Genomic DNA, 21927 nt, shown 5'->3' on the forward strand with positions numbered 1-21927 from the left:
ATCGCGATATAAAAAGAAGACCCCCAACTTCCGGATACGGAAAGAGGAGGTCTTCTATATTTTAAGCAAAAGCGATTATTGAGCACCTACTACAGGGTGAGGTACATAGGGTTCTTCAAGGAATGAGACGTCTTCTGAGGTCAACTTAACAGAAAGAGCACCTACCGCATCTTCCAGATGCGATATTTTGGTGGCACCGATAATTGGTGCCGCTACAGTGTCTTTTTGCAGCAACCAGGCAAGTGCAATGTGTGTGCGAGGGACACCGTATTTTTCTGCAATGGATGCAACTCGTTCAACAACAAGCCGATCTGCATCACTTGTCGCATTGTACTTGGATTTCTGAATTTTGTCTGTCTCGGATCGAAGTGTTGATACGGACCAGTCACGGGTTAACCTGCCTGAAGCAAGAGGACTGTAGGGAGTCACACCAATCTTTTCTTCCTTGCATAAAGGCAACATTTCTCGTTCCTCTTCACGGTAGATGAGATTCAGGTGGTTTTGCATGGAGACAAACTTGGTCCAACCATTTTTCTCTGCTACATGTAATGCTTTTTGGAACTGCCATGCAAACATGGCCGAAGCGCCAATATATCTCACTTTACCGGACTTCACCACATCATGTAAGGCTTCCATGGTTTCTTCAATAGGCGTATTGTAGTCCCAACGATGAATGATATAGAGATCCACATAATCGGTTTCCAATCGTTTCAGGCTTTTATCAATCTCACTCAGGATGGCTTTTCTGGAAAGACCAGAACCGTTGGGTCCTTGATGCATTTGTCCGTGTACTTTGGTTGCAATGACAACCTCATCACGATTGGCATAATCCTTTAATGCCCGACCAAGGTATTCCTCGCTTGTACCCAGAGAGTATACATTCGCTGTATCGAAGAAATTAATGCCTAGATCCAGTGCTTTTTTGATCACGGGGCGAGAATTTTCTTCGTTCAGTACCCATTCATGAACCCATTTACTGGCATCCCCAAATCCCATACATCCCAGGCAAAATCGAGATACGTCCAAGCCTGTATTACCAAGTTTCGTATATTCCATGTTATGTTCAAATCCTTTCTAATGTTTATTATTGCCACCTGTATGGTGATCTATTTACACATTATTATGTCATAACGAATGGAACAACCTGTACCACATTTCTATCAAACTTTTGCCTAATCCTATCAGAATCTCTGAATTTGAATCAGTTGAGTCTATTGAGGTTCTCATATAAAAAGAAAAAGCCACTCGTTTCTCCAGTGGAGATTCAAAGGGCTTGTTCATAAAATATTATTTAATCATTGTTTGATGAATCCAATCACTTATTTGGGTTAATTTAAGATTGGCTTTGATGTTATCATCCAACTCTTGATACCGTGGAAGAAGATCTGTATGCCCATCAATCCATTGGTACAATCCTTTAAGACCTGCTGCTGTCTCACTTCCCAACAAAGGCTGAATCGCTGCTTCAAAATGGTCAAAAGGTAGAGACATGAAGCTGATCTTTTCACCTAATACAGCACTGAATTGTTCCGCTAATTGTTCACCTGTCAGGGCTTCTAATCCGGGTGCTGGGATAATGCTTCCTGCCAATTCCGAATGAGTCAAGGCATAATAGTGGAATTGAGCTGCATCGTTTAAGCTAATCCAGGAGATCGGCCTGTCTGCTGGTACCGGGTAGGCCAAAACGCCATTGTTCAGTATTCCGGGAATCAGGAAGTTTTCCAAGTATACAATGGGTTCCACAATGATATATGGAAGACCACTTTGCTGCAATTCATGGATAACTTCACGTTTCAATTCAATTCCTTTGGAATGGGTGATAGGGTCAGGAACATAGGTACCCGTGTTAACTACAATCAATTTAACGTTTGCCTGTATAGCAGCATCAATTGCATTTTTGGTATATTGTCTGATCTTATCCGAATTGAACTCCACCGGCAGGTTCAGGAAGACTTTACTTACACCTTCATGCGCCGTATGAAGCTGTTCCACATCTGATAGATCCCCGATGAAAGCTTCAATGTTTTGTTCCTTTAGTGTTTTGGCTGTTGCCTCATTTCGAGTAATCGTGCGAACCTCACAACCTTGTTGAACGAGTAATTGAGCGACAGCGCCGCCTTGGGAGCCCGATGCCCCATATACTAAAAATCGATCATTTTGTGTCATAGTGGTCAATAACTTCCTTTCAATATGTGATTGGAATGAATGAGTTAACACTCAGCAATGACCTCAGCATAACGGATTTAGAATAGGAGCGTAAGTACGCACATTAATGATATAGAGTATCCCTTAGGATACTATGGGAAGGCGTTTTACATATGTTTCGATCCCCAATCACCTAGCTGAAACAAGATCGAAGTCAGGCTTTGTCCTTTTTCTGTAAGGGAATATTCGACTTTAGGCGGAACTACAGGGTGGGTAACACGGTTTATCAAACCAGCTTCTTCAAGTTCTCGTAATTGCCTGGTTAATGTGCGATGCGTAATGGGGTCCAGCATTTTCTGTAATTCATTGAATCGAATTGTTGAATGGCGGATGAGCCGATTTATAATTAATAACTTCCATTTTCCACCAATCATATTGACTGCAAACTCAACAGGACAACGGTCCTCCACAGGTTCTATATTCATATTTATGTATCCCTCCCAAAAGCATCAACTCATGTTTCATGTTTCGTTCATTTTATCGAATTTATAAAGGGGTGTATAGCTTACAGCGCATTCAGGGTATGAACCATGCCCAGGACACAAAAAAAGATGCCCCTAGTGTAGCTCGAGGGACACCTTATATAATATAAATTATTGTTCAACTCAGACAGAACGAAAAAAAGCATTGAACGTGAAAAAAAGCCATGATATAATCTATAGCGCAATTGACATTTATATTGAATGTAAAGGATGAATCATTATTTCTCCTAATTTAATTTTACATCCGACATTCCGATTTGTCAATGCTCTTTTTTTTGGCCCTAATAAATGGAAAAGGGAGTGGACTCATTCATGGATAAAACAGTGGAATGGAAGTTGGAAGAGGAAAGACTAGTGCAGGTGAGGAACAAGCTTCAGGCACGACTCGACGAGTTAGAACCGAAGGTTGCCGGAATGCATGAACAGGTTGCCGAAATTCGTAAACGGTTCTGGGAAGAAGTGACGATTAATACCGGTTCGTACACGGATTTTGAAGATGCATTCTATACCATTAATCAGCAGTCGAGAGTGTTGGCGGAGAGGGAGCGCGGGCACAAGCTGTTAACACAACAATGGAAAAATACAAAGAGACTGCTTCCAACGCCGTATTTTGGCCGTTTCGACTATAAGGAAAAAGGCATGACATTGACTGAACAGATCTACATCGGCGTATCATCCTTCATGGATGAAGATGGTTTGAACTTTCTAATCTATGACTGGCGTACGCCAATTGCGAGTCTGTACTATGATCACTCTCCCGGGCCAGCAAGTTATGACACACCTTCAGGACGAATCGAAGGAAAGATGGAGCTCAAGCGTCAATTCCAGATTCAACATGGGCAACTTCATAGCATGTTTGATTCAACTGAGACGATTGGTGACGAATTGTTGCAGCAAGTGCTCGCCAAGGGTGCAGACTCACAAATGAAGAGTATTGTAGCAACTATCCAGAAGGAACAAAACGCCATCATCCGTGATGACCGAAGCCGAATGCTTATCGTTCAGGGGGCAGCTGGCAGTGGCAAGACGTCGGCTGCGTTACAGCGAGTCGCTTACTTACTATATAAACACCGCCAGACAGTTAAAGCAGATCAGATTGTACTTTTCTCGCCGAATCCGATGTTTACCAGTTATATCTCGACTGTGCTCCCGGAACTTGGGGAAGAGAATATGCAGCAGACGACTTTCCAGGAATATCTGAATTATTGGCTGGATTCCTCCATCCGACCAGAGGATGCCTTTGATCAGATTGAATATGTGCTGACAGCTCAGAATGATCCGGGATATGAAGCTCGTATGGAGGCGATCAAGTACAAAGCTTCCGAGACATTCCTGCAAGTGCTCCAAAACTACGGTAAGTGGTTAGGAAGAGAGGGGATGCGGTTTAACGGCATTCAATTTCGGGGACGTGAATTCATCAGTTCAGACCAAATCAAGACCCAATTTTACAGTTTGGATCAGAATCTTACCTTGTCCAACCGTATACTTCTTTTGCAGGAATGGTTGCTGAGAGAACTTGTTTCGCTGGAACGTCTGGAACGGGAAGCAGACTGGGTTCTGGAGGAGTTGAATTATCTGGACACGGATGAGTATGTGGAAGCTTTCCGCATGTTGCACAAAGAAAAGCCTGTATTCGATGTAGCGGAAAAATACGCAGCACGAGATAACGGTAATGACAGCGCAGTGCAAGATGAGGGTGCCTTTAACTTTGCAGTGCGAGAAGAGGAGTTGCTTCGTCAGAAACTGGTGAAAGACATGTTTAAACCTTTAAGAAAGAGTGTGCGGAAATTCCAGTTCGTGGATGTGAAAGGGATATACGAACAACTATTTGTAGATGAGACCGCTTATCGGGAACAAACGAATGGGGCAATCCCCCCACAGCACTGGCCTGAGATTTGTAAACAGACCAAGGCAATGATCCTTCAGAACAAGCTGTTCCATGAGGATGCTACTCCGTATTTATATGTAAAAGAGATGATCGAAGGCGTACGGACGAACACAGAGATTCGTTATGTCTTTGTTGATGAAGGTCAGGATTATTCGGCGTTTCAATACGAATATCTCAAGAAACTGTTTCCTCGTGCCCGCATGACGGTGCTGGGGGATTTCGGGCAGGCGATTTTTATGCAGGCTACGGATTTGGCAGCATCCAACTCGCCACTGGTTCACCTTTACGGAGCAGGCGAAACTACATTGATACGGCTCGTACGCAGTTATCGTTCAACCAAAGAGATTGTTGAATTCACGAGACAGATGTTACCAGGGGGAGAAGAGATTAGACCGTTTGAAAGGGGAGATCAGAAGCCTCTTTTAACAGGATTGAAGGACGAAAAGCTGCGTGGTGGGCAGATTCTCGCAGACATCGCCGCGCTTAAGGCGGAGGGGTTCGATTCCATCGCTGTGATTACGAAAACCGCGGCTGAAAGCCGTGACGCCTATGAAAGGTTGCAAAGTCAAGGCGGCGAAGGGTTGCAGCTCATAACAAAGGACACACAGATTTTCGAAAAAGGAATCATGGTTATTCCTGTGTATCTCGCCAAAGGCGTTGAGTTCGATGCTGTCCTGGTCTATGATGCTTCACCCGTTGCTTACAGCCAGGAATATGATCGCAAGCTTCTGTATACGGCCTGCACACGGGCCATGCACCGACTTCATCTATATACAGTGAGTGACTGGTCACCATTTGTGCAGGCGTTACCTGCGAATCTGTATGACATAAAATCATAATCCATATGTAAATCCGTTCTCAATGAAGGACCAAAGAAAGATGCTCGGAGCCTTATTTCAAAGGTTATCGGGCATCTTCTTTTTATAAAGACATGAATCATAAAAGTTATTCTTTACTGATCGTTCCTGATGTGATAGATTGTTATTAGAGATTATGAGAATGATCATTCCCATAACAACTCGAAAATGAATAAATTCTCAATGAGAGGGAGTAATAATAAATGAATATTTCCAAACAAGTTGCTATTGTAAGTGGGGCTAATCGAGGGTTGGGCAAGGAGCTTGCTCTTGAACTGCTGGCGAGGGGAACCAAAGTGTATGCTGGGGCACGAAACCCTGAATCCATTGATCTGCCCGGGGCTATTCCACTGCAACTCGATATTACGGATCCACAATCTGTCATGGCTGCAGCTGAGATAGCTAGTGATGTAACCCTTCTAATCAATAATGCCGGTTCCGCTACGGGTGCTTCTCTGCTCACGGGTGAGCTGAACGATATTCACTTGGAATTCAATACACATGTATTCGGTACGCTTTCAATGATTCGTGCGTTTGCACCGGTAATAGAGAAGAATGGGGGAGGTTCGATACTGAATATCCTGTCTGCTCTATCTTGGCTCAGCCTTGGTAATTCAGGAGCATATTCAGCTGCAAAGTCCGCTCAGTGGGGAATTACGAATGCATTACGTCTCGAATTAGCCCCTAAGAACGTTAGCGTTGCCGGATTGCACGTGGCGTTCATGGATACGGATATGACGGCAGGTATCGATGCACCAAAAACGAGCCCAACGGATATTGCCAAAATTGCAATAGATTCCATTGAAGCGGATCTCTACGAAATTATTGCTGATGATACTAGTCGGAATGTACAACAGGGTCTTGCTGGTGGTGTTGCTGCCCTTTACCCGCAATTGTTTCAAAAATAGAGAGGTGTAGATACATTTCTCGCTATAAATAAAACAACCCCCGCCAGATCTGGTGGGGGTTAAGTCTGTCATGAATTCTCTAATTCCATTCCTTCAAGAACGGTGAGAATATGAGGTTTAACCTTTAACTGCACCGGCAGTAAGGCCGCTGACAATATATTTTTGCCCGAATAGATACAGGATGAATACAGGCAGGGAAGTAAGCACGAGATTGGCGAAGATCAGGTTCCAGTCCCGGCTATATTTGCCGTAGAAATTGTAGATCGACAGTGGCATCGTCCATGTGGAACTGTCTGTCAGGAAGTACACCGGAATTGTAATGTCATTCCAGACGGACATGAACACCATGATGGCTACCGTTGCGTTAACGGGCAGGATGAGCGGTGTGACGATGCGGAAGAACACCCCGAACACACTTGCTCCTTCCAGAAATGCCACTTCGTCCAGCGCTCGTGGAATGGTTTTGATGAATCCACTATACAAGAATACACTGAAAGCTGTATTTAACGCGGCGTAGATCAGGATAACACTTGTGATGCTGCCGTAGAATCCCAATCCCTGTACAACCCGTATAGTCGTAATAATCGACATTGGCGCAATCAGTCCCATGAAGAAATACATGTAGATCGTGCCGGATAGTTTGGTTTCCCGACGTGCCAGAATGAATGCCGCTGCCGAAGAAGCGACGATATTAATGATGGAAGATACGCCAGTAATCAAAATGCTGTTGAAGAACGCTCGCGACAGACCACCTTCCTGGAAGACACGAACATAGTTCGAGAACTGCCATGTTTCCGGAAAACTCAGGGAGAAGCTAAGCACTTCGGCGCTGGTTTTGAAAGAACCAAAGATCAGAATGACAAGCGGCAACAGAACGATAAGAGAGGCCAGAATCAGGAAACCTTCCACGATATAGTTGCGGATGGCGAGTTTGCGTGTATAGCCCATGTTATTCCGTAACCTCCTTACGCCGCATGAAGATCAATAGTGGTATAGCGATAATGGTAACGACCACGAACAGAAGGGTGTTGACCGCCGTACCAAGTCCCCAGTTGCCTTCGCCGAAAGATCGCAGAATGATTGTACCTACCACCTGTGAAGCGTTACCCGGGCCACCACCGGTCATGACATATACTTCGGAGAATACTTTGAGTCCACCGATCAATGTCAGCATCAGGTTAATGTTAATCGCGGGCAGCAAGAGTGGTAGTGTGATTTTGAAAAAACTTCTCCACGAACTTGCGCCATCAATCTTTGCTGCTTCGTAATACTCTTGAGAAATGGACTGCAGGCCCGCCAGATAGATAGCCATCTGGAACCCTGCACTCTGCCAGATCGAGACGATGGCAATCGTCCAGATCACAATCGATGGGTTGGTAAGCCAAGCTTGGCTTAACGAATGTAATCCTACAGATTCCAACAAATTGTTGATTGTACCTTCGGTACGCAACATGGGAGTGAACAGAATGCTGATCACAAGGATGCTGAGAATGGAAGGGGAGTAGAAGATCGCGCGCAGCAGGTTCTTTGTTCTTAGTCGCATGTTAAGTCCTACGGCCAGCAATAGACCGATGACATTTTTGCCAACGACGGTGACGATTGCAAATATTGCCGTGTTTTTCAGCGCCAGAATAAGCGTTTTGTCTGAGAAAATTTTCTGGAAATTATCCCACCCGATGAACTTCAGCTCCAGCCGGTCCAGCCGCCAATCCGTGAACGAATAATAGAAAGCGGCGAGAGCAGGCACAACAAAAAAGATGGAGTAGATAATCAGTGCGGGAAATATCATGTAATACGAGTACAGATTTTTAGTCCTTTTCATGTCTCACACTCCGTTATAGCCAGGCAGCATAACGGTCGATCCTGTTATGCTGCCTTATATTTCACTCTTTAGAAACCTTCTACACCTTTATCCTGCATCAGCTGACTGAACTTCTCATCCCAGGATTTCAGTACTTCTTCCGGTGACAAACCACCCGCGAATTGATCCTGTAACAACCGATACAGTTCGCTGCGATCAACCAGCATGTATGCATCCGTTGTCAGCACAGTTTTCTTCGGCGTAATATAATTATCTACAATATCCTGTTTGTAAGCTGGCAGTTCCGGTGTCGTAACGTCACTGAAATTAGATACGTATCCTTTGGAATCGACGATCTGTTGTGCGACATCCTTGGAAGCGATATAGTCCAGGAACTTTTTGGCTTCATCCAGATGTTTGGATTTCTTCGGAATGAACAGTTGTCCGCCGAGTGGACTTGCACCCAGACTGGCATTGTCTGACGATGGAATCGGGAATACGCCCAGTTCCATATTTGGATCTTGCTCGGCCACGCCTTCAATTAACCAATCGCCCATAAACATCATGGCAACTTCCTTGTTCAGGAATTTACCTACGGCCATGTCATAGCTGTCGCTAAGCACATCCGTGTTGGTGTAACCTTTGGTGTAAATTTCATATTGTTGTTCCAGGAATGTTTTGAATTCCGGGATATCAGACCATTTTTTCTTATTGCTGTTCAATTCATCAAAAAAAGTCGGTTCATTTTTGGCTACAAAATCGGCAAAAGCTGCAGCAGGCCAGATGTTGGCAGCCCAGGCATCTTTGTAAGGCATGAATACAGGTGTAATGCCACTCGCTTTGATTTTTTCACAGATCGCCAGGAATTCTTCGTAGTTGGTTGGAATCGACAACCCGAGTTCTTCAAAGATTTGTTTGTTATAAACGACCCCTTGCATCCCCGTATCTTGGCTGACATGGAAGCTGTAGAGATGGCCACCAGAAGAGAGGACGTCTTTGTTCACAATTCTGCTCGCCCAAGGCTCGTTATCCAGAATCTCGAAGTTACGTTCAAGGTTCAGGTCCGTGACTGCGCTCGCCAGATTGTACTGAATAATGTCAGGCGTTTCATCTACAGCCAGTTTGGTTTGCAGTACAGTTGTTGTTTGTTCCGCCGGAATCAGCTGCAAATTGACACGAATGTTTGTTTGTTTTTCGAATGCATCGAGAATGTCCTGCTGGATAAAGGCAGAGTCCTGAGAACTTTTAGAGATTGCCAGCTCCAATGTGACTTTGCCACTCTTGCTGTCCCCGCCAGCAGCAGTGCCGGAATCCGTACCTCCTGATCCACAAGCCGTTAACGAGACAGATAATAAACTGGCCAGAATAATAGAAAACGCCTTTTTTCTTTTTATTGTTTTCAATGCAAATCCCCCTCTGAAACATGTAGTGAATCCGTTTACAAGTCCGATTATAGATTCTTTTCTCGCCCCGGTACATGTCTGTGCTTGAACGTTGATGTGTAAAATCCTGAACTTGAAATCGCTATCATTTCATGAAATACCGTGATAGAGTAGACATGAATATAAGGGATTTCACATCATGTCAGAACAGGAGGGCATCTCTGAGAATGGCAAAGCTCATACATAAAGCAACTCAATTCAGTTTGCAGACAAAGGTGTTTCTGACATTTCTGGCTCTGCTTTTGTTTGTGTTGGGCTGTTTTATCGTTTATGTGAATGTGATCGTAGTCCGCCCGCTCAAACTGAAAACAGAGCAGGATACGCTCGTTACAGCTACGAAGGTAAGAGAGCAGGTTGACCTTTACGTAGAACAGCAGAACCAAATGTCGCAGCGAATATTATCCAGCAAAAATATATTTGCAGCCATGGACAAGAGCTCCTCAGCGCATAGTAATTATGAAAGACTGAAACAGATTCGGATCATCAAAGACATCATGTTTCAGGCCATCGGGCCGAGCATGAATATCAAGGACATGTCCATCTACGACAATCACGGGGTTCTCCTGACATCATACCTTGGTTCGGGCAATCAACCCGCAATACTGAACACCATGATGGAGAGTAGTCAGGTCGGACGAGATTGGACGGAAAGTGGTTTTGTTCTGCTGCGTCAAGACGATACGATCTCCTTTGTTCGCACGATCAATGATCAGAACGGCAAGGTGTACGGTTATCTTAGCATCCAGATGGAACAGGCCTATATACAGAACCTAACGGAGGGAGTTACCGCTGGCGATGTCTATATTCTGAATGAACAAGGGGAGCAGATGACGGGCTCGGAAGCGGGTGCGACATTTACCAAATGGACAAAGCCTGCATCAGACGAGGGACTGGATGTGGACAAAAACGACAATTATATCACACATTCCACATCACCCAGTACAGGCTGGATCACGTATATCATAACGCCCAAAAAATCTGTTCTAGGCTCGATTCATTCGGTTCAGACGATGTCCATTCTGCTGATTACAGCACTGATGCTGGTTTCGTTTGTGTATATCTTCTTGTCGACACGTAACCTGCTGCTGCCTATCCGCAAGCTACGCGGTCAGATCTGGCGCATGAATTACAGCAATATGAATCTGAAAGTGGATGAAACGCCGAAGAATAACGATCTCTTATTGCTGAATGAAGCCTTTCAGGATCTGATGGAGAGGCTGCAGCAATCCATTGACCGGGAAAAATCGGCGCTTCATGAAGAAGTAAAGGCGCGTAATTCGGCGCTGCAAGCCCAGATTGCACCTCATTTTATTCATAATGTCTTATACCTGATCAGTATTGCCGCCCAAGAGGGGAAGACCAAAGTTGTATCGGATATGTGCAAACATCTTTCGGACAGTCTGCGTTATATTGTCTCTTCACCATACGCGCATGTGACTTTGGCTGAGGAGCTTCAACATACGAGACATTATCTGTCCCTTGTACAACAAAAGTACGAAGAGGATCTGGAGTGGGACATCTGTGCTGACGAGCTGGCGAACGATATCCGATTGCCGCGGTTGGTCATTCAGCCGTTTGTGGAAAACTGCATTGAACATGCCTTTGCCAACACCACGCCGCCTTGGCGTATCCAGATTACCGTGAAGCAATATAACGGATTATGGGCTTTGGAGATCAAAGATAACGGAGAGGGCTTTCCACCGGATAAGATCCAGGAGATTTTAGCCAATATTCAGGCATCGGGTTCCGGAATGAACCAGACTGCCGATCGTGCCACAGCCCTTGGTAACATGGGGATTATCAACAGTGTCAATCGACTCAAACTAATGTATAACAACCGGCTCTTTATTAATATATTTAACAATCATGCGGAAGAGCAACATGGAGCAACGATTCAAATCATCGGCTCACTGACGAAGGATTTTTACTAACTAGGAGGCATAGGCGATGTATAACGTTATGATCGTTGAGGATAGCAAACCGATATTACGTAATATTAAAATGCTCTTGGAAACGCTGAGCTTCCCGATTCGTGTAACGGCTACGGCAACAAATGGAGAGGAAGCCTTGGCGGCGATAAAGCAGTCACCGATTGATCTGCTGTTGACCGATATACGAATGCCGAAAATGGACGGACTGTCCCTGATTGAGCAAGCCAAAATTGCCAACCCGGATCTGAAGGTCATCTTGATTAGCGGTTACAGCGATTTTGAATACACAAGAAAAGCATTGAACCTGCAAGTGTTTGACTATTTGTTAAAACCCGTCGAGCGAGAGGCGCTTGAAGAAGTCATGGGTCGGGTAATTGACCAACTTGATCAACAGATGTCCAAGGAACTGCTGGATTTGCAGGAAATCATTCATCCCCAATGTGAGACTACGTCGAAACAGGGGGAGCATTTTCCGCCTTTATTCAGCCAGATGATGATCATTATGAGCAGACAGCCTTTTACCGCAGGGCATGAACGTTGGGTGCAGGTGGAACTTGAGGGTTTAGTGCAGGATTTTTTTGCATTCCATCCTTGTCGTGTTTACACCAGTCAAACTTCATATCAATTTATCGCTTTTGTCAACAAGAGTGCACTTGAGGTGTACTCTTCCGTACATGAATGTCTTGAATCGATGCGACGGCATTTGGTTGCGCATGACATCGATGCAATCATTGGAGGACAACTTCTATTCGCTGAGTCTGGTAATCTGCCGGAGCTCTATCACCGAATGTCGTCCATTTTGTCTGAGCAGCAACGGTTGAAACAAGGAATAGTGTTGGATACCGGGAATCCGGTGTCGATGGCCAGATCTGAGACAGGCTGTCTGGATCCGCTGCAGGAATCAGCTTTTGTACAGATGATACAGGCTCGGCAGAAAGAACGGTTTGCTCTTAAGTTATCCGAATTGCTGAATCGATGGGCAGAGGAAAATGTACATATGACCGAGGTGGATCGGTTTATTGGATTGATTGTAGACACGTTTGCTCATCTGTACGAGGAACAGGGGGCGGGCATGAGATTGGGTCTGGAGCTTCGGTCAAGACAATTCGCCCAGGCACAGTCCTATGCCGATTTTTGCCAGGAACTGGCGGAATGGACGGGACAGTGCTTCGATATGCTGCAATCCCACGTTCGAAAAAGCAAGGCGATCCTGTTCGAACAGATTGACGATTACGTAAAACTAAATAAATACTCTCAATTATCTATCAACGACATTGCCATGAAGTTTCACGTTAGCCCGTCGTACGTCAGCAGAGTGATCAAAAATGCAACACAAATTACGTTTGTCCAGTATTACACCCGGCTTCGCATTCAGGAGGCATGCAGACTGATGGAAAGTCAACCCGACATGAAGTTTAAGGAGGTTTCCGATGTACTGTCATTTAGCGACCAGCACTATTTCTCGAAGGTGTTCAAAGAGTATACGGGGCTAAGTCCTACGGATTATAAACAACAGATGTCTGGTATAAAGACCCAATCATAGTTAACAAACCCTTTTTATTTATGTTATAATACTAAACAAATACGGCTTGTTACTGAATTCATTCAGGCAATACCTATGTATATACATGCTCAAAGTTTCTTTGGGTGTGCATATATATGGGTTTTTTTGCGTTTACTGGCCGATTAGTTCTACCAAAAATGAATAAAGAGAGGAAGATTGAACTTGAAAAAGGAAAGTGAAAAAAGGTCATTTTGTAAGAAAGGAGGAGCCGTTTTACGATTAATGAGTACTCGACTCATTGCAGCTTTCCTTGCGGTACTTATTATCCCCACTGCACTTATCGGATATTTCTCGTATCATAGTGCCAAAGATCAAGTACAACAAAAAATGACAGAGCCCATCAATACCATATTAACGATGACCGGACAGCATATTAACAATCTGGTGGGGGAAAAAGCGGCATTATTGAGTTATATAGACAGTATGTATGGCTCCGACCCCAGTCAGGCGAACAATGAAGCACTACAAGTAGGAATCGACCAGTTAGCTGATACATACCCTGATATTCTTGCCATAACCGTAGGCAACGACCAAGGCAGTGTTATATCTTCTCCAGCAATAGAGGATGCAACATACGATCCACGCAGCACAGAATGGTATGCCAATGGTGAAAGTAACAATGGATCACTCTATTTTTCGAGTATTATGAATGATCCGGCATCCGGGAAGATTTATGTAGAGATTTCAAAAGCTCTTTCAGATGAACATGGTGTAGCAAGTATTAAACTTGATCTGGAGCCATTAGCAAAAGCGTTATCATATGTTGATGTAGGAGGCAATGGAAGTCTGATTGTAGTGGACTCCAATCGAACGATTGCAGCTTGGTCCGGTGCGATTGCAAAAGGTGGAGGAGGAGAGCTCGGCGGAGCACTCATCGAGGGAATTCCAGTCCATCCAAATACGGCTTCAAATTCCGATGAACCGATGGCATTTTCCCAATTTGTCAGAACGGATCTGGCGTATGATCTGGAGGTATATAACGGTGTTAATGCTTTGACGGGTTGGAATGTCATTGCTTTGATGGGCCATGAAGATTTTATCGCCGCAGCGAAACCCATTATGTTATCGAGTCTAACGGTCATTGTTATATCTGTATTGATTGCCGGTGTAATTATTTTCTTCATTCTGAGATCTTTTATCGTACCTATGCAAAAACTGCGAAAGGCCACCCGCAGCGTAAGCGAAGGGAATCTGTCCGAACGGGTTAATCTTAAAACCGAAAACGAATTTGGTATATTGGCAAATGATTTTGACCAAATGACCATCTCCCTTCAATCGGTGGTTGCTGAACTTCACCAGACTTCATCGTTGTTAAGTCACTCTTCCCAGATGATTCAGGAAAGTACAGAACAAACCACCCAATCGGTTCAACATGTGGCTGAAACCATGCAACAGACTGCGGAATCAGCTATCGTTGGGGCGGAGAATTCGGAACAAACCGCGAATGCCGTAGAAGAGATGGCGAGAGGCATCAGTACAATTGCAGAATCTGCGAGTGCGATTGTGGATTCGGCTGAAGAGACGGAGCGCGCTGTTGCTAATGGTGGGAAAACGATAAACCAGGTCGGAGAACAAATGGAACATATTCTCGGAGCTGTTGAAGAAACCTCGGCATTGATTAACGAGCTGTCCAGTCTATCCGCTGAAGCCAATCGAATGAATGAAGCGATTGCGGATATCTCTCGGCAAACCAATCTTCTATCACTGAATGCCTCTATTGAAGCATCAAGAGCAGGAGAACACGGAAAAGGTTTTGCTGTCGTTGCTGGTGAAGTGCGCACGTTATCGATGCAATCCAAACAAAGTGCGGACGAGATTGGCGCTACTATTGGTAAAATGCTTGATCTGATTGCCAAATCCACGTCTCTTATGAATGATAAAGTTCGTAATCAAGTTGGTGAAGGAATACGGATCAGCCAAGAGGCTTCAGTAACCATATCGAACATTGAACAGTATACAACACATATCGTGGATCAAATTCAGGATATTTCCGCTGTCTCAGAACAGTTGTCAGCCAGCACGGAAGAAGTGTCGGCTACAGTTGCCGCGATGAGTCATATCTCTAAAGTATCGGCTGATAGTGCTCAGACAACTTCAGCAGCAGCCCAAGAGCAAATGGCGGCGATGCAGGAGATATCCGCATCATCTGCTCAGCTATCCAAAACAGCTGAGAATATGCAAGAACTGGTTCGCCGGTTTAAGCTCTAGAGTAGAAGTAAGTAAATGTGTAAAGAAATATGTAAAGCAAAAGGCGCTCCCCCAATGGAGCGCCTTTTTGCATGTAGTAAGATTAGTAAGAATGTGACACCTCATCCCCGAACATATCCTTTTGATTCTTTTTTCGGAAACTTCGTGGTGATTCACCAACCGTTTTGGTAAATAAAATCGTAAAGTAATTGGGGTTATCGTAACCGACCAGTTTGGCAATTTCCCATATTTTTTTGTTGGTTGAGACTAATAATCGGGTGGCTTCACCCATTCTTCGTTGAATCAGGTAATGATAAGGAGAAGTGCCATAGTGATTTTTATACATATGAATTAAGTAATAAAAATCGATATGAAATTGATCTGCCAATTCTTTGAGTTTAATGTTCTGCCGATAGTTGGTATCCAAATAGTCTTTAATGCTCTCAGCAAGGGCATTGCTCCCAACGATCTCCCCACTAGGAAGCTGTTGACGGGACTGCCGATCGACGATCAGAAGTATTGCTTTCAGGACATGCTCAGAGATCGACTCGTATCCATGTTCCCGGATTGAAAATTCATTGAAGAGAGTCTGCATTAACGAATGGAGCTCATCGGAATATCGGTTGGCTCGAATGATCGGATTGTTAGAGGGAGGAATGACCCAATCCTCAAGGGTCTGGGTGCCTTCTGTAAAACGAAAGCCGCAATAAAAGGTGGATAACGGGAATTCAGGATTGGACTTCTCCTCGTGAAGAGTACCCTTGTTATATATGAGCATGTCCCCTTTCTGAGCCCAGTGTTTGGTACCGTCAATGGTGAATAATCCTTTGCCTTCAGTTACGTAGATAATCTCATGCAGATCGTCATGTTTATGCGTCGGAAAACTCCAATGGGGATTGTCGGCCAGTTTGCCTACATAAATAATGGTGCAATCTCGATTTGGATGCCGTTGGCCGGATTCGTGGTGTGTATTCATCTATGTCTTCCCTTCAGAATCAGTAATGAAAGTCTGTGTTGAAATGACAACATATATAATGTTTTGCAATAAAACCACAACAACCTTGATTGTCGCCATGGTATATCTGACAGTACAATTTCACTATCCAAAATGTACTATATATCGAAAGTGAAGGGATGGGAAAGCAGAAAATACATGAATTAATGATCGTAGACAGAATTGAAGCGCTTGCAACAATAGAAAGGATTAGTGAGTATTGATTTATGACTAGAAATAGAGAGAACCTACTTATTTTAACGCTTACACTTGTTAGCTTTGTACTGGGAACAACCGAGTATGTTATCGTGGGTGTGTTGAAGGAAATTGAAAGTTACATGAAAGTATCAATTGCTGCCGCGGGTATGCTTGTCTCCGGTTTTGCGATTGCATACGCAGTGGGTACACCATTTGCTGTGGCCTTCTTGGCCAAAATATCCAGAAGGAGTTCCATATTGATCGGATTTGCAATCGTGTTAGCATTAAATCTATTGACCGTGTTCTCAACAACGTTCTCTTCTCTGATGGCCATTCGCATCGTGTCGGCCGTTGCTTGTGGACTTACGATATCACTTTCGATCTCGATCGTAAGCGACGCAGTGAACCGGGAGCGAAGAGGGGAAGCTATCGCCTGGATTTTGGGCGGATTTTCAATCGCTAATGTGCTAGGTGTTCCGCTCGGTACATTTATCGGACAACATCTGAGCTGGTCCATGACGTTTGTTGTTACAGCATGCATAGGTGTTGTGCCGCTGGTATTCATGTTTCGTATTCTGCCACGCCAAACAACAACGATTGCAGGTTCGTTCAGTGATCAGATGTCTCTCTTTGTGAAGCCACGGATATTGCTGGCCTGTCTGATCCCTGTACTGGGAAACAGCTGTATTTTCGTCGTTTTTACTTACATTACACCACTCCTGAGTGAGACGATGGGTGTGCCAGTACAATGGATTAGTGCCATACTCCTGATCTATGGCGCCTGCAGCATCCTGAGTAACTGGATTGGTGCCAAAATAGCCAAGGGTGATTTCCTACCCAAGCTCAAGGGGCTTTTCGTAATCCAAGCGATCCTCTTCCTGGGCATGAGTTTTGCCGTTTCCAATCTGTGGATCGGCTTGGCATTCCTGTTCCTGATTGGATGTGTGTCATCCTCCATGAGCGCGGCATCCCAGTTATATTTGTTTGATGTGTCAGGATCGATCGCGCCGGGGTCCAAAGCATTTGCATCTACACTCCTGCCTGTGGCGGCCAATGTAGGTATAGCGCTAGGCTCTGGTGTCGGGGGAATTGCCGTCAATATGGGTGGTGTCCAGTGGGTGCCTCCAGTTGCTGTGATGCTTGCCTTGCTGGCTTTTGTCATAACCCTGATATGCCAGCGTTCCATCCAAGTGAATTCAGACGAAGCAACCACTGTAAAAGCAGCTTAGATGAGATGCTGTCTAGACTAAACGCATGAATGCGTATATATAGTATATGAACTACAAACAAAGTCGCTGTTATGCGGCTTTGTTTTTTTTTTAGTTTTCCAGCATTCCGGATGTAACGGGTTCGCAGATTGTAAAGGTAGGAAAATGCAATAATTCAGTGAATTTGTATATGAAGAGATCTGATAAAATGAATGAAAAGATAGGAGGGGAACCCATGAAAAAGCCGATGATCGGTGTTCTGCCTTTGTACGATATTGACAAAAAAAGTTACTGGATGCTTCCAGATTATATGAACGCCATAGAAGGAGCAGGTGGGATTCCAATTATGCTGCCTTTGACAACGGATACCGAGATCATAGCAACGCTGGCTAATCAGTTCGACGGGTTCCTGTTCACCGGGGGACATGATCTCAATCCTGAGCTGTATCATGAGCATGCAGAGGTTACCTGCGGAGAGTTGTGTATTGAACGCGATATGATGGAGTCGATATTATTACAAAAGGTAATTGAGCTTGATAAACCTGCCTTTGGCATATGCCGTGGACTACAACTATTTAACGTTATGTTGGGTGGAACGTTATATCAAGACATTCCGACTAGTCTTCAGCTTCATGTGAACAAGTTCGTTAATCATAAGCAAAGTCCGCCGTATACGAATCTTGTACATGATGTACATATTGAGGAAAATAATTTGCTTCGTGATATCTTGCAAACTGATACGATAAAAGTGAACAGCTACCACCATCAGGGAATCAAGATGTTATCGGATAAGTTAACTGCTGTGGCCGTCGCTGAAGATGGACTCGTTGAATCCGCGGTAATGCCGAACCGCTCGTTTGTTTTGGCTGTGCAGTGGCATCCAGAGTACAGCTACAAAGTAGATGACTACAGTTAGAAGTTATTTGCGGCGTTTGTTAATGCTGCTAAATCCCCACGCTATAGTACCCATATTGAAGACATAACCGCATAATATGAAAAAGAAAAAAGACCTCCTGTTTATAAAAACAGAGGAGGTCTTTGTATTGGTGAATGTAGTCGTAATAGTAATCATGGTATTACCATTACGATTGTTGTGGAATGATTATTTTAATCCAGACTTCGTGTTGGCATGCTCTTCAGCATTCAGGGAAGCAATCAGCTTCTCGCCTTCAACATCTAGGTTTGGCAGAATGCGATCCAGCCATTTTGGAAGTGCCCAAGCTTTGTCTCCGAAAATAGCCATGATGGCAGGGACCAAGCCCATACGGATGATGAAAGCATCAATCAGAATGCCTACCGCCAAAGTGAAACCAATCTGTTTGATCATGACATCGTCAGTGAATATAAATCCTGCAAATACAGAGACCATAATCACTGCTGCGGCAACAACCACGCGACTTACCTGATTGTACCCATGAACAACGGATTCGGTCCCGCGATGACCATGCACATAGGATTCCCGCATGGAGCTCACAAGGAAGACTTGATAGTCCATCGCCAGGCCATACAGGATACCTGTTACGATGATCGGCATAAAGCTCAGCAGCGGGCCACCGGTATCGAAACCAAAGAGCGAATGCAGCCAGCCCCATTGGAATACAGCAGTGGTGATCCCGAATGTAGCCAGGATACTAAGCAGGAAACCAATTGTTGCTTTGATGGGAACGATGATCGAACGGAATACGAGTAACAGAATGATCAGTGACAACAGGATAATAATGCCTACATAAATAGGGAACACCTGCGCCAGTTTGGCAGACATATCGATGTTAACAGCTGTGAGTCCAGTAACTCCGAGTTTCACATCATAGGTCTGTGCGATGCTGGAATCAGCCTCGCGTAGATCAGTGACCAGTGTTTTAGTGAGATTATCGTTAGGACCCGTTTTTGGAATGAGACTGAAAATAGCTAAATCTTCTGTCATACCAAGCGGTGTGACTTGTGCAACGTTATTCTGACCTTGAAGTTCCATCACCAGACCACCCAAGAGTTCCGGTGTAACTTTTGCGGAAGACTGATTAGGCTCTGCTACCAGAATAAGGGGTCCGTTGAATCCTTCTCCGAAACCTTCGGAGATGGCATCGTAGCTTTGTCTTGCAGTTGTATCCAGATTCGCTGAGGAAGCTCCGGGGATACCCATTTCCATTTTCGCGATAGGTGTCGCGGCAAAACCAAGAATGACGATGATGGCGATAATGGTAGCCCAACGATTTTTGATAACGAATTTTACCCATCTGTTCGCGACTCCGTGGTTAGTGGCTTTAGGATGTTTCGCGCTTTTCTCACGAGCTTTGGCGGAACAGATGCGTTCTCCTACCAATCCCAGTAAAGCCGGCAACAGGGTTAAAGCAACAAATACGTTGATGAGCACGGTGGCAGCTGCGACCAAAGCCATCGTAGACAAGAATGTGAGACCGATGACAAGCATACCGCACAGTGCAATAATGACGGTTAATCCGGCAAAAAATACTGCGCTGCCCGATGTACCAATGGCTCTGGCCGTTGCTTCTTTTGCGCTCAAGCCTTGATCAATGATCATTCGACGCTGGCGATTAACAATGAAGAGCGCATAATCGATTCCAACAGCCAATCCAACCATTAGAGCTAGAACGGAAGTGACACTAGGCATTTCAATGAATTTGGAGATGGAGAACGCACCACCAACTCCAATGGCAACACCGAGGAGTGCAGTGATCAGAGGCAGACCTGCTGCAACAACGGAGCCAAGGGTGATCAGCAATACAATGACAGCAATCACCAATCCGACAATCTCAGCCGAGCCGACCCCAATCGATACCGTTTTGAGCGTTTCGCCCGGCAGTACCTTAATATTGGTTCCTTGCTCTACCGTCATAACAGATTGAATAACGGAATCAAATACATCCTGTGTTATGGCAGACTGTTCAATTGTAAATTGGAACTGGAACAGTGCAATGCTGCCGTCCGAAGAGATCAGCATTCCAGGTACAGGAACACCATCTACCATCAAAGGTCCATAGGGAGGAGGCGTGGTTGTTGCGGATTGCGCCATATCAGTAGCCTGAGCATTCTGAGCCATCTCCGCCTGAGCACCCGAATTACCCGCTTCAGCTGCATAGTCCGCAGGGTTAATGACTTTGTCTAATCCGTAAACTTCATTTACACCTTTCATCATGGCGGCCAAACGTTCAGGCGTATCCAAACGCTCGTTGTCTGGAGCTTTGAAGACAACACTTCCTTGACCGCCGGAGGCGGCAGGCAGTTCTTTTGCCAATTGATCCAGAACCTTCTGTGACTCTGTGCCTTCAATCTTCATTTCGGAACTGATGTGAATACCATTGATGCTGATCATGGAGATGACAATTCCCAGAATTAAAACCCAGCCAATGATGAAATAGGCAGGTTTGCTAAAAGCGGTTTTCCCCACTCTGTATAATAATGTAGACATTTCTCTATTTTACACTCCTCTATGATGAATGTGGATGGTTGACATGTTCAAATCCTGCCCGTAAATGATTAAACGTGGTTTCCAAAAATTGATCGAATGTTAAAACACCGGGCTTGGTATCTTCAGTAATGACTTGTCCGGGCAGTAACACATTGAGTCTTCCATCAATTAATGGCAGTATTGTTCCATATAGTGCGTTGATCAAAAGATAAGTATAGATCTCGTCATACTTCCCGTTAGATAAGTCTAATAAGGTATCTTGTGCCTGCGTCTGCATCCGGTGCATGGCTCCAAGGTAATGCGGTTCAAGCACGGGATAGGTCTGGGATAGCGATAGTAGCTGATGAAGTCTTCCTATTAGTTCTGTTGTAAGCTGCATCTTGATCAGGTTATACAGTACGTCAAGCAAGGAGACGTTGTCGGGCAATTCGGTGAGCAACTCTTCGAGTTCCGTTGTATTCTGAACGGATATTGCGCCTCTGGCTACTGCCTCTTCCTTACATGTGAAGTAGTTTGCAAATGTTCTGCGGGAACAACCCACCTGATGCACGATATCTTCAACCGTAAAGCCATCAAGCCCATGTTCAAGGGTAAGTTCAAATGCAGCACTAGCAAGTGCTTTTTCAGTTGCTTCTTTCTTCAAATGTCGCAAGTTTCGTTTGATCATTATTCTCCGCTTATGCGTTCACCTCCAACACCAATGACTATGGTTTAATTCTTTTAAGAAGAGCACACTTACTTAATATGCACTTTGTGAGGTTTATCATAACAAACAAGTTGCCCATTGTGCAAATTTACTCATTGAGCAATTATTTTATATGACAGCTATACTGCG

The 21927-nt window shown here is 44.6% G+C and carries 16 protein-coding genes; 7 read left to right on the forward strand and 9 right to left on the reverse strand.

The annotated features are described in order from the left end of the window. Positions 1-75 precede the first annotated feature (75 nt). The 3 genes from EL84_RS20575 to EL84_RS20585 form a co-directional block, all read right to left on the reverse strand. A complete protein-coding gene (locus EL84_RS20575; protein WP_036608033.1) occupies positions 76-1056 on the reverse strand; it encodes an aldo/keto reductase in 981 nt (326 codons plus the stop codon). Positions 1057-1287: 231 nt separating this feature from the next. Further along, entirely contained in the window at positions 1288-2166 is an 879-nt protein-coding gene (locus tag EL84_RS20580) for an SDR family oxidoreductase (RefSeq protein ID WP_047842910.1), read from the reverse strand. Between the two features lie 146 nt (positions 2167-2312). Further along, on the reverse strand, positions 2313-2630 hold the full coding sequence (locus EL84_RS20585; RefSeq protein WP_017688544.1) for a winged helix-turn-helix transcriptional regulator: 318 nt from the start codon (positions 2628-2630) through the stop codon (positions 2313-2315). 369 nt (positions 2631-2999) lie between these two features. Between EL84_RS20585 and helD the strand changes: the two genes are divergently transcribed. Then, entirely contained in the window at positions 3000-5414 is a 2415-nt protein-coding gene (gene helD, locus EL84_RS20590; protein WP_047842911.1) for an RNA polymerase recycling motor HelD, read from the forward strand. A 221-nt stretch (positions 5415-5635) separates the two neighbouring features. Beyond that, positions 5636-6340, forward strand: a complete 705-nt coding sequence (locus EL84_RS20595) for an SDR family oxidoreductase (protein ID WP_047842912.1) — start codon at positions 5636-5638, stop codon at positions 6338-6340. Between the two features lie 117 nt (positions 6341-6457). On the opposite strand, the gene EL84_RS20600 is transcribed toward EL84_RS20595, so the two are convergent. The 3 genes from EL84_RS20600 to EL84_RS20610 form a co-directional block, all read right to left on the reverse strand. Further along, entirely contained in the window at positions 6458-7288 is an 831-nt protein-coding gene (locus tag EL84_RS20600; RefSeq protein WP_017688542.1) for a carbohydrate ABC transporter permease, read from the reverse strand. 1 nt (position 7289) lies between these two features. Next, entirely contained in the window at positions 7290-8162 is an 873-nt protein-coding gene (locus EL84_RS20605) for a carbohydrate ABC transporter permease (protein WP_036670879.1), read from the reverse strand. A gap of 68 nt (positions 8163-8230) precedes the next feature. Beyond that, positions 8231-9544: an ABC transporter substrate-binding protein gene (locus tag EL84_RS20610; protein ID WP_047842913.1), complete on the reverse strand. Its 1314-nt coding sequence runs from the start codon at positions 9542-9544 to the stop codon at positions 8231-8233. Between the two features lie 206 nt (positions 9545-9750). Between EL84_RS20610 and EL84_RS20615 the strand changes: the two genes are divergently transcribed. From EL84_RS20615 to EL84_RS20625, 3 genes are all read left to right on the forward strand, one after another. After that, positions 9751-11514: a sensor histidine kinase gene (locus EL84_RS20615; protein ID WP_047842914.1), complete on the forward strand. Its 1764-nt coding sequence runs from the start codon at positions 9751-9753 to the stop codon at positions 11512-11514. Between the two features lie 16 nt (positions 11515-11530). Next, entirely contained in the window at positions 11531-13057 is a 1527-nt protein-coding gene (locus EL84_RS20620) for a response regulator (RefSeq protein WP_047842915.1), read from the forward strand. A 243-nt stretch (positions 13058-13300) separates the two neighbouring features. Next, entirely contained in the window at positions 13301-15286 is a 1986-nt protein-coding gene (locus EL84_RS20625) for a methyl-accepting chemotaxis protein (RefSeq protein WP_047842916.1), read from the forward strand. An 82-nt stretch (positions 15287-15368) separates the two neighbouring features. Here EL84_RS20625 and EL84_RS20630 read toward each other — a convergent pair whose 3' ends face one another. After that, positions 15369-16241 (reverse strand): AraC family transcriptional regulator, encoded by an 873-nt coding sequence (locus tag EL84_RS20630; RefSeq protein WP_047842917.1) that lies wholly within the window; start codon positions 16239-16241, stop codon positions 15369-15371. 245 nt (positions 16242-16486) lie between these two features. On the opposite strand from EL84_RS20630, the gene EL84_RS20635 reads away from it, so the two are divergent. Together EL84_RS20635 and EL84_RS20640 are read left to right on the forward strand one after the other, a co-directional pair. After that, entirely contained in the window at positions 16487-17686 is a 1200-nt protein-coding gene (locus EL84_RS20635; protein ID WP_047842918.1) for an MFS transporter, read from the forward strand. Between the two features lie 214 nt (positions 17687-17900). After that, a complete protein-coding gene (locus tag EL84_RS20640) occupies positions 17901-18581 on the forward strand; it encodes a gamma-glutamyl-gamma-aminobutyrate hydrolase family protein (protein ID WP_047842919.1) in 681 nt (226 codons plus the stop codon). 186 nt (positions 18582-18767) lie between these two features. On the opposite strand, the gene EL84_RS20645 is transcribed toward EL84_RS20640, so the two are convergent. Further along, positions 18768-21092: an MMPL family transporter gene (locus EL84_RS20645; RefSeq protein WP_047842920.1), complete on the reverse strand. Its 2325-nt coding sequence runs from the start codon at positions 21090-21092 to the stop codon at positions 18768-18770. Positions 21093-21111: 19 nt separating this feature from the next. Beyond that, positions 21112-21759: a TetR/AcrR family transcriptional regulator gene (locus EL84_RS20650; RefSeq protein WP_047842921.1), complete on the reverse strand. Its 648-nt coding sequence runs from the start codon at positions 21757-21759 to the stop codon at positions 21112-21114. Positions 21760-21927 lie beyond the last annotated feature (168 nt).

The sequence above is a fragment of the Paenibacillus sp. VT-400 genome, from assembly GCF_001029205.1.
Taxonomy (GTDB): domain Bacteria; phylum Bacillota; class Bacilli; order Paenibacillales; family Paenibacillaceae; genus Paenibacillus; species Paenibacillus amylolyticus.